Genomic DNA, 10675 nt, shown 5'->3' on the forward strand with positions numbered 1-10675 from the left:
CAAGCCGGACGGTCAAAACGTGATATGATAAGAAAAAAGATGTTTAAAACAGGTGGTGCCTATGGCCAAATACATCAGCTTCTGCCTTTTTACTCTCCTTATACTGACCGGCTATTATTTTTACCAATACAATGAAGCCGCCAAAACACAATTGCTTTCATATGATGATGAACAGGAAAAGCTCGGGACAAGCATTACGATTCGCTTTTCGCATGTAGTAGCGGAAAACACACCAAAAGGATTGACAGTTCGGAAATTTGCCGATCTTGTAGAAGAAAAAACAAAAGGGCAGGTGAAAGTTGAAATTTATCCGAACGGTATTCTTTATTCGGATGATAATGAATATGAAGCGCTGCAAAATGGAAAAGTAGAAATGATAGCGGCTTCATTCCCGAAGCTGATTGATACCGTTCCCCAATGGAAGGTACTCGATCTTCCGTTTATTTTCAAGCGTGAAAGCCAAGCGGCAGCGGTATTTACCGGACAAACGAGCAAAGAGCTTCTTTCAATGATCCAGGATCCGCAGGTGAAGGGGCTTGGCTTTTGGGTGAACGGATTTAAGCAGATGACCAGCAGCCAAAATGCGCTGCTTGAGCCGGATGATTTTCGCGGCCAGACATTTCGTGTAATGCCAGGCCCAATTATCACGGAACAGTTTCGTCTTTTGGAAGCGGATACTGCCGTCATGCCGTTCAACGACGTGTATCAGGCGCTTGAATCCGGACAAATTGACGGGCAGGAAAACACGATTTCCAATATTTATTCTAAACGGCTTTATAAAGCACAAAGGCATCTGACGATTAGCAACCACGGCTATCTTGGTTACGCAGTCATGATTAATCTAGAATTCTGGGACGAGCTTCCAAAAGAAATTCAGGAAAAGATCACGGAAGCCATGAACGAAACGATCGAGTGGAACATGAAAAAAGCAGGCCAGATGAATGCGGAGCAGCTCAAAGAAATTAAGCGGACTTCTCCGATTACTATTCATTCCTTGACAGCCGAACAGCAGAAAAAGTGGCTTCGTCTTTTCAACCCTTTGTATCAACAGGTTGAAAACGAAGTCGGCTCCGACTTAATCAAACGAATTCAATTTCCTCCTGATGAAGAACGCTGAATAAGCATTCTTTCTTTCAGTGTGTAGACAAAGTCTTTCGCTTTTAAAAAAGAGCCGAGGCCGGACTTCGCGTTCCACGGGCAGTGCGGGAGCCTCCTCGGCTGTGCCTGCGGGGTCTCCCGACTCACTGTACCTCCCGCAGGAGTCTCCGTCCGGCAGGCTTCACTAAGTGGTGTTGAAGATCAAAGGACCGAATAAACATTTTCTCTTTTTTAAATAGAAAGATATGACCTTATTAGCCCTATACAATCTTGTTGCAAGCCACTTGGCGGCGGGAGGGCAGCGCAGACTCCTATGGGACTAGCGGGCAGCTGAGACCGGTGGAGCCGCCAGGCGAAGTCGGGCTCAGCGCCTGCCCCATGGGAAGCAGAGCTGCCTGGACGCCGCCGATCCGTCCCATTCACGTGCACGGTCGTCCATATTATTTGTCTAAGGTCTGTAAGAACGCTGAATAAGCGTTCTTTTTTTGATCAAAAAGACCAAAAAAACCATTAAAACCAAAAATATTTATTCCTGTTGGAGTCTGATATGATTCTATCAAGGGAATGAAAACGCTAACAAATTTATTAAAGGAGGTTTTCATATGAAGAAAGCGTTAAATAACTTAACGGTTCGTGTTATCATCGGTATTCTTCTAGGGATCGCGGTAGGCTTGGCTTTTCCTGCTTTCGGGGAGCAGTTGAAAGTACTGGCGGACATTTTTATTAAAATGATTAAAATGGTCATCGCACCGATTATCTTCCTCACAGTTGTCATTGGAATCGGCAGCATGGGCGATTTAAAGAAAGTCGGCCGGATCGGCGGAAAAGCCCTTTTGTATTTTGAAATCGTAACCACTTTCGCTTTAGCAATCGGTATCTTAGTCGTCAACCTTCTTCAGCCGGGTTCAGGTTTTAATACTGGTTCTGTAGATGGCGGTGATATTTCTGAATATACAAAAGGAGCAGAAGAATCCAGTCACAGCTTTATGGATTTTGTTCTTGGAATCGTGCCTGACAACGCAATGGCTGCTCTTGCAGGCGGCGATTTGCTGCCAATCTTATTCTTTGCAATTTTCTTCGGCCTTTCACTCGCCGCTCTTGGAGAGCGCGGCAAACCGGTTGTAGACTTGTTTGAACGCTTAACAGATATTTTCTTTGGAATCGTCAACATGATTATGAAGGTTTCTCCGATCGCTGCATTCGGAGCGATGGCTTACACAATTGGAAAATTTGGGCTTGGCTCCCTCGTGTCACTTGGCCAGCTAATGCTGGGTGTGTACATTACATGTGCTCTTTTCGTTATCGTCATCTTAGGCGGTATTGCCAAATTCTACGGATTCAACATTTTTAAATTTATCGCGTATATTAAAGAGGAAATTTTACTTGTTCTTGGAACATCTTCTTCTGAATCTGCCCTGCCAAAGCTAATGAAAAAGCTTGAAGATTACGGCTGTTCAAAGCCGGTTGTCGGGCTGGTTGTGCCAACTGGCTACTCGTTTAACCTGGATGGCACTTCGATCTACCTTTCTATGGCCGCGATCTTTATCGCTCAGGCTTACGGAATAGATTTAACGATTTGGCAGGAGCTGACACTGCTTGGCGTATTGATGCTGACTTCTAAAGGCGCAGCCGGCGTAACAGGCTCTGGATTTATTACACTAGCCGCTACACTGGCAGCTTTTCCAATGATTCCGGTGGAAGGAATCGCCCTTCTTCTTGGTGTAGACCGCTTTATGTCTGAAGCACGCGCTATTACAAACTTAATCGGAAACGGCGTAGCAACGGTTGTAGTATCTAAGATGGAAAATGAATTTCATCCGCCGGCTGACCTTACTGTAACACCGCCGCCAAATAAAATGATCAATTAAAAAAAGCGGGGCCCTCTGGCTCCGCTTTTTATTTTTTATATTCCAACAGCCAGCAATTATGGTATTTTCCTTCGTGCCATTCCCGCTCTGGCAGCAGTTTCACTTTCCGGAACCCGCATTTTTCATAGCAGCGGATCGCCCGCACATTCCGTTCCTGCGGATCCATTACCACTTTTTGTGCCTGTTTCGTACGAATCAAATGCTCTACTAGTGCTTTAACAAGCACTTTGCCAACACCCTTGTTCCAATAATGTACTTCTCCGATCATCTGGTCTGTTCCATAAACCACTTCATCTGCTTCATAGCCATATAACGCTCTTTCTTCTTCTCCAAGGGGATAATATTGAATGTAACCGATCTCATATTGATCGAATTCAATGATGCCGCGAACCAGTCCCTCTTCGTCTGTGTAAAATTCTTTCCGGACTTTTTCCGCATCAAACGGGTTGTCTCTGCCTTCGTAAAATTCCAGTACGACCGAATCTGATAACCATTTAACAAGGCGGCCTTCATCTCTGTCTTCCAGCTTTCGGACAGACAGCTTTCCTTTTCGAAACAGCATATTCTCACCCTCCCGCTTTCATGGATTATGTTCAAAATACCGGCAATTGGCCCAGATGTAAATCGGTTAATAGACCGAATTTGGAGGAATACCCTCGATTATTGGCGAAATAAACGATTTATAGTATTTAGTCTTATTTCCACTCGTACCTTATACAGAAGATTTACTCTGAAAGGAGGAACCTGCAGATGATTTTTTTTCGAAGACTTTTCTTTAAAGCCATGCACATGAGCAGCTGGACACTTTTTTTCGCCACCATGTCCCTTGTGCTGTTCAGCAGCTTTTTTATGTATTATGTAGAACCTGAAACGTTCACTTCCCCTTTTGACGGACTATGGTGGACGATGACAACCGTTGCAACAGTCGGTTACGGTGACTTATCGCCAGTGTCTGTTTCCGGAAAGATTTTTGCCATGCTGCTGTACGTATTCGGCATTGGCCTCATGACCGTATTGATCGGAAAAGCCATTGACACACTTAGTGCGCGAAAACGATTGAAGGAGGAAGGACGATTGACGATTACACGTGAACAGCACATTATATTGATTAATTGGACGAACCGGGCACGGATTACTTTACTAGAACTGCTCGACACCTTTCCCGACATCTGCATCGTTATTATGGATGAAACAGAAGCGAAAACGCCTTTCCTCCATGAACGTGTCGATTTTGTTAAAGGGGCTCCAGCTTTTGAGCAAACGCTTCGGCAGGCAAACTTTTTAAAAGCTAAATCCATTATGATTTTTTCACCGGATCATGCGCCGAACGCCTCGACAGCAGACGGCCTGACCCTATTGATCGCTTCAAGTATTGAAGCTGCTGCTCAAAGACAGAAGCAAAATGTGTACACGATTTGCGAAGTGGCGAATTCAGCTAACCTGCCCGCTTTTTCACATGCAAATGTAGAAGAGTTTATTACGCCAAATGATACAGCAGCTCATTTAGCTGCACGTTCCATTTTGTTTAACGGATCCAGTGAGATTATCCGTCAGTTAACATGCAGTGATGGATACGATCTTTACCGGATTGAAAATACATTTGGCTGGCAGACGTATCGTGAAGCTAAGCAGGCGTTAGATGAAAAAGGGATTCTTCTTGTCGCCAGCCGCCACGACCTCTCTATTATGGAAAAACTGGACGAGTATATTCCTCAACATGCTCCATTATTTATCATCTGCAATGAACAAGCGTATCACAGGCTTTAAGAAAAATATTTTCCCTAAACCAGTTTTCTCTTCCCTCCTTTCGTATAGGCCTGTTTCGTTTATAATAGAGATAGATGAGAATACGAAGGAAAATAGCGAGGAGATAACAACAAATGAAGCAAAACAATATTTGTTTTGATACATTAAAAAAGGAATGTGCAGCGAGGGGACTTGATCCAAAGAGCATTCCTTCTTTTAAACATATATTAGACGCAGAGGCATTAGCGGCAAGACAGCGCCAACACGCTGAATTCATTCATGCGGTTACGTACTTTTTTGATAAATTTATTGCTTTGCTGCCTGGCATTCCTATTCTTGCAACAGCAACGGATAAGCATGGCTACATTCTTCATATGATTGGGGACAGCAGCATTAAAGAAATGGTTATGAAACTAGGAATTCAAAACGGAGTTCAAATGACAAATGAATACAATGGTATTAGTTCTGTCTGCCTGGCGCTGGATTACCAGCAGCCAGTCGGCATAGTCGGCTCGCAGCATTATCATCATTATCTGCATAATGCTGCGTGCTACAGCATCCCTATTTGGAACAGAACTCAAAATGAAGAAATCGGCACACTTTCATTTATGACGGCTGTTGATTTTGCCCATCCTCTCTTTCTATCATTACTTATGACAATGAAGGAATCCATCGAGCGTGAACTTCAGTTAATGAAGCAAAACGAGAATCTGCGCCTCCTTAATGAGCTTATTATGGAGACTACCACGAGCGGCTTGATTGTCTCTGACAAGGAAGGCAATATTATTAACGTTAACAAGGCCGCAGAACGGATGGTGAAGCAAGATAAACAGTCACTGCTCTCCGAAACGGCTGCGGACTGCCCATTCGTTGGCGATTATCTTGAGCGGGCGCTGTCAAAAGGACTTCCTTCTACAGACATTGAAAGAACATTTACAAGCACATCAGGCCGTGAAACAACGTACTTGCTGGATGTGCTGCCAATTTTCGATCAAACAGATACACTGGCCGGTGCCTTCGCGCAGCTCCGTGACATTACCCAGCGAAAAGAAACGGAACAGATGCTGCTTAACACTGAAAAACTCGCTGCTGTCGGTCAAATGGCTGCCAGCGCTGCCCATGAAATCCGTAATCCTTTAACAACGATTCGGGGCTTTATTCAGCTGCTGAAGCCATCATTTTTCGACCAGGAGCATTTCAATCTCGTTTTGGAAGAAATTGACCGAATTAACTTGATTATTAGCGAGTTTCTTATTCTATCAAAGCCGCAGGCCACTTGTTTCGGCGAACAAAACTTAATACAGATTCTTCATGATACGATTGCCCTATCACAGCCGCAGGCAAGCATGAGCAATGTGCAGATTATAAAGGACTTTGATGATCCCTCTCCTATTTTTATACATGGAGATGGAAATCAGCTGAAGCAGGTGTTTATTAACTTGTTTAAAAATAGCATGGACGCCATGCCGGGCGGCGGGACCCTTTCGGTTGACGTTCATATGAACGTACAGGGAGAAGCTATAGCAGTGGTGTCTGATAAAGGCGTCGGCATGACGAATGAACAGCTCGAACAGCTGGGTAATCCTTTTTATACAACAAAAAAAGACGGAACAGGGCTTGGCCTTATGATTACACAGCGTATTTTAAAACAACACGGCGGCTCCATTGATGTACAAAGCACGGAAGGAAAAGGAACAACGATTACACTTCGTTTTCCAGTCAAAAAAGAAGAAACGCTCAAGCAACACGAATAATGAATTACAAAAGGCCTGCAGGACAGGTCTTTTATTTTTTCAAAAGAAAAACACGCTTTCATCAAGAAAGCGTGCAAATTAATGACTAATAAGATGATTGTGTCGAACCGCTTCAGTAACAGCTTGAGACGTTGTTTGTACCTGCATTTTGTTTAATAGCTTGGACAACCAGTACTCGATCGTCCGGCTGCTTATAAAAAATTGTTCTGCCAGCTCCCCGGTTTTCTTTCCGCCTGCCAGAGCCGTTAGCAGTTGAAGCTCTTGTTCTGTTAATGTATAAGAGGTATCCTGCTTTTGATTTGACCGGCTGCTGCTTTGTTTTAATGACAGCCGCTTCAACACAGCAAGCGGCACAATGGCGTACCCGCTGAGCACAGCATGGATCGCCGTCATTAACTCTGCTGCGGGTGCATCTTTATTAATAATTGCGCCAGCACCCGATGAGACGATTAAATCGATTCGGCTTGTATAATCAAATCCCGTATAAATAATAATCTTCGCTCCCGGCTGGTATTCACGAATGTTTCCGGCTACCTCTACACCACACACTTCTTCAGAAACATTCATATCGAGCAGGTACAGATCAAACGGCTCGCTTTCGCTCACCTCAATAGCTGTTTGATGATCGGATACACATGTGACTTGAAAATCCGAATACGCTTCAATCATGCCTTTCGTTTCCAGCCCGACAATTTGATGGTCATCCAGCAGCAAAATTCGTGTCATTCTCTCCACCCCGGCAGTGTCATTTGAACCTGCACACCGCCGTTAGGCGATGTCATCCACTCTACATACCCTGAAAGCATGGCCACTTTCTCCTTTATCCCGGATATCCCCATCTGGTTTCCCTGCTCATCCATACAGCTCATGTCAAACCCAATCCCATTATCCAGATAATCCAAAAATAAGGTTTCACTTTCCTCCCACACGGAAATAGACAGACGGGATGCTTTTGAATGCTTGCGGGCATTATGCAAAAGCTCCTGCACAATCCGATAAACAGCAAGTTCTTTGTCCTGGTCCGACCTGTAATGGGACGGCAGATCAATATCACATTGCAAATAAATATCGGATGTTAGCTTAAACCGGGAAAACAGCTCCTCTAATGTACCGCGCAGCCCTTCCTCCTGAAGAAAAACCGGACGCAGCTCCTGGCACGTTTCCCGAATATGGCGAGTCACTTGTTTCATGTCCCTCTGAATCTCTTTTACATCTTTTAAAAGCGTGTCTTTCAGATGCTCTGACCGGGCAAGGCGCTCTAATTTCCGCTGTACAATGAACTGCTCCTGGAGCACTGAGTCGTGGAGATCAGCGGCGAGCCTCCGTCTTTCTTTTTCAGAAATCGCTAAAAGAAGCCGAATCGTGCCCGGTGAGTGATTCATCGCCTGCACCTCTAATTCCTCCATTTTCTTTTGGGCCACCTGCAGATTATCGGCTACGAGCCGGACATAGGGAACTCCAGCAAGCAGCCATGCTTTTTCACTGATATTCCACCTTAATCCGTTTTTTTTTGGACCAATCCATAGATAAATATTTTGCTCTGACCGCTCAAACAGCTGAATGCCAAGCCATTGCTGATGAACCAGCAGCCCTTTTTCACGGTCTCTTGCCATTAACAGGCGCTGCGCTTCTGACGGTACAGCCGGAACCGCTCCTTCTGCGTGCCGAATCAGCCACTCTCCGTTTCTTTTTTCGGTAATAAACAAGGCAGACGGATGCAGGGCATGAAGAACTTCCAGTGCAAACATGCGCTCCAGCTCATCCGTTTTCATTACAGCCGACAGCTTCCCTGCTAGAATCTCAATGCCCTGCACCATATTTTTCCGATCTTGAAACAAGCTGTTTCGAATAAAAAAATCAAACTGCTCTTTCATTAAAAAAGAAAGAGCCATGATCAAGAGAGCAGCAGCAAAAGGAATGATAAACTTCTCCGCGACGCTGTATATGATCACCGCCAGTAAAAAAGCCGGAATAACGGATTGCACGCTATAGTAGAAAAAACGGCTGAGGACAAAATCGAAATCAAACAGCTGCCGGTTCATCAAAAGGCGTGTATAGCCATATGGAAGTGCAAAAAGAGAAAAGACGGCGATTTGATCCAGCCCATCCACTCCTGCCGCCACATATGGAAGAACATAAATCACAATAAAAGGGACAAATGCAATAGCCGGCACAATCATCATCCACTTCAAAAAGCTCTTGTGATCCGTGTTTTCTGTCCGATTGTATTGCCAGGCAATGATACCTAAAGCAGCAAAAATAGAAAAACTAAAGTGAACGAGCATACTGTTATTCACTACATAAGATGGGACCCACGATGCAAAATAATTGCCAATATTAAACCCGATAAACAAAAGTGTTACCCACGAAAAGGCAGACAGCCACGCAGAGAGAGAACCGAGATCAAGCTGTTGTTCCTTTAAAATCGCTTCTACAAAGAGAAGAAAATAAAGAGCAGCCAGTTGAAAAGCAACCGTTAAGATGGTAACGGATACAGGATCTCCTTCACCAGACTCTTTAGAAGCAAACAAGCTGAGGGACACTGCAAGCAGGAATAAAATAAACCGGCGGGCGGATGTCGTTTGCTTGCGGATAATCGGTGCAATTAAAATAAGGGACAGCAGTGAAAACAAGCCAGGTATGTATAACTCGATCATATCCAATGAAAAGCTTTGTTTCTCTGCCGCCATTTTTATCATAAGATAAGCGTGACTTACAATGTAAACGGCAAAAGCAACAACCAGCTGCCAATAATGTTTTAACATATGTTTTCTCCCCATATTGCTTAATAAGTGACGATTCTTTCAATTTTTTGTAATATATATCATTATACACCAATAAAGGAGATGAAAGATAAATATGGCAATGAAACTAGTCAAGCTGCTGCTGGCAAAACCATCACTTTCGGATTGGAGCGAAGAAGAACGCCGTCTGCTCGAAACCTATTCGGAGTCAGAACTAGCCGTTATCTTTGAATCTATTGAGCATCAGCCTATTCATCCTCAGGGATGGAGATAAGTTATGAAAATAAGCCCGCCATTAGCTGCTTCTTTTGTTTTTCACTGATTGGCATCCGAGTGACAGAGGTTCGAATTTTATAAATATACAGCTTTTCGATTACACTGCAATAGGAAAGGGCATCCCCTTCAATAAGCAGCGACTGCACCGCAGCCCTTTCTTCTTCTGTTGATGGCTCCTCTCTTCCACTCTCGTAATACCTTTTTACTGCTTCGTATTTTGACTGTTCGCTGTTTAAACAAAACAGCACGGGCAATGTTTTTTTCTTATAATATAGATCACTTTTTTTCTCCGGCTGAAACAGATCGTACACATCATTTCGAAGCTGCTCGACAATGCCGAGATAATGGGCGTACACCTTCATTTCTTTTTCGATGGCAGGCTTTACTTCTCCCGCTCCGAGCAGGCAGGCTATTTCGATCAAAGAGCCGGATTTCATAGATACCATGTTCAAGTATTCTTCTTCGGTTTCCAAGCGATTTTGCAAATCAACTGCCTGGCCGTTGATCGCTTTGACTACGTTGGCTTGAATCATATGAAGAACCCTACCCCTAATCGTTTCGTCCATTTGCAAACGGTTTACTTCTAAAAAGCAAATCATCAGCAAGCCCGTCAATATATTTAAATTTTGTGCGGTGTCCACCTCTCCCCATGGATGTTCATATCCGTCTCCGTCTTGAATATCATCCATAATGTCGAGTGCTAAAAAAAGCAGCTCGACAATCACCATAAGCTGTTCTTTTTCTCCCGTGCTCTTTTTTTTCCAGAAAACGTCATAATGAAGGCCGGACAGCTTCGCAAAAAAACCGGTTTTCTCAAGCGTGTATCTTACATACACAAGTGTTTTTTCCTGCAAAGCGGCTTCTTTAAAATATGTGCGAATATGCTCGCAAGCAATATTCACCAGGTTATTTGTCATGTGGTCTCGCTCCTTTTCTATTAACCTTACCAGTTAATAGGTAAAAAGAAACACTCATTGACATAAAACACCGGCCAAACTTTTACGATATGCACGCTGCTTCCCGCTTAAAATGTGTTACTTAAAAAAGCCTGCTTAAGAGCAGGCTTCAGACTGTAGACAAAGTGGTTCTCAAATCTTCGATTTGAGGCCGCTTTGTCTTTTTTTATGTATTTGGACAGCCCTATTCAAGCTGGCTGTACTGGTTTCCATGACCAGCAGGCCAGCTTTTT

9 protein-coding genes are annotated in these 10675 nt (G+C 44.0%); 5 read left to right on the forward strand and 4 right to left on the reverse strand.

Translation table 11 applies throughout. From position 1 onward, the window contains the following. The first annotated feature begins 61 nt into the window (after window positions 1-61). Window positions 62-1117, forward strand: a complete 1056-nt coding sequence (locus tag RIN81_RS14485) for a DctP family TRAP transporter solute-binding subunit (protein WP_309091343.1) — start codon at window positions 62-64, stop codon at window positions 1115-1117. A 583-nt stretch (window positions 1118-1700) separates the two neighbouring features. After that, complete coding sequence (locus RIN81_RS14490; protein WP_309091345.1) at window positions 1701-2966, forward strand: dicarboxylate/amino acid:cation symporter; 1266 nt, start codon at window positions 1701-1703, stop codon at window positions 2964-2966. 28 nt (window positions 2967-2994) lie between these two features. Here the strand turns inward: RIN81_RS14490 and RIN81_RS14495 are convergent, their stop codons facing one another. Next, on the reverse strand, window positions 2995-3528 hold the full coding sequence (locus tag RIN81_RS14495; protein WP_309091347.1) for a GNAT family N-acetyltransferase: 534 nt from the start codon (window positions 3526-3528) through the stop codon (window positions 2995-2997). A gap of 188 nt (window positions 3529-3716) precedes the next feature. Here RIN81_RS14495 and RIN81_RS14500 point away from each other — a divergent pair, with 188 nt between their 5' ends. Beyond that, window positions 3717-4733: a potassium channel family protein gene (locus tag RIN81_RS14500; RefSeq protein ID WP_309091349.1), complete on the forward strand. Its 1017-nt coding sequence runs from the start codon at window positions 3717-3719 to the stop codon at window positions 4731-4733. Between the two features lie 113 nt (window positions 4734-4846). Next, window positions 4847-6466: an ATP-binding protein gene (locus RIN81_RS14505; protein ID WP_309091351.1), complete on the forward strand. Its 1620-nt coding sequence runs from the start codon at window positions 4847-4849 to the stop codon at window positions 6464-6466. 78 nt (window positions 6467-6544) lie between these two features. Here RIN81_RS14505 and RIN81_RS14510 read toward each other — a convergent pair whose 3' ends face one another. Both RIN81_RS14510 and RIN81_RS14515 read right to left on the reverse strand, forming a co-directional pair. After that, complete coding sequence (locus RIN81_RS14510) at window positions 6545-7192, reverse strand: response regulator transcription factor (protein WP_309091353.1); 648 nt, start codon at window positions 7190-7192, stop codon at window positions 6545-6547. Then, the gene (locus RIN81_RS14515) at window positions 7189-9231 is read right to left on the reverse strand and encodes a sensor histidine kinase (protein WP_309091355.1); all 2043 of its coding nucleotides are present in this window, start codon (window positions 9229-9231) and stop codon (window positions 7189-7191) included. The genes RIN81_RS14510 and RIN81_RS14515 overlap by 4 nt, the downstream gene beginning before the upstream one ends. A 94-nt stretch (window positions 9232-9325) precedes the next feature. Between RIN81_RS14515 and RIN81_RS14520 the strand changes: the two genes are divergently transcribed. Next, complete coding sequence (locus RIN81_RS14520; RefSeq protein ID WP_309091357.1) at window positions 9326-9484, forward strand: hypothetical protein; 159 nt, start codon at window positions 9326-9328, stop codon at window positions 9482-9484. A gap of 1 nt (window position 9485) precedes the next feature. Here the strand turns inward: RIN81_RS14520 and RIN81_RS14525 are convergent, their stop codons facing one another. Continuing rightward, a complete protein-coding gene (locus RIN81_RS14525; RefSeq protein WP_309091361.1) occupies window positions 9486-10403 on the reverse strand; it encodes a polyprenyl synthetase family protein in 918 nt (305 codons plus the stop codon). Window positions 10404-10675 lie beyond the last annotated feature (272 nt).

Origin of the sequence: Domibacillus sp. (assembly GCF_031181085.1) — a bacterium.
Lineage (GTDB): Bacteria > Bacillota > Bacilli > Bacillales > Domibacillaceae > Domibacillus.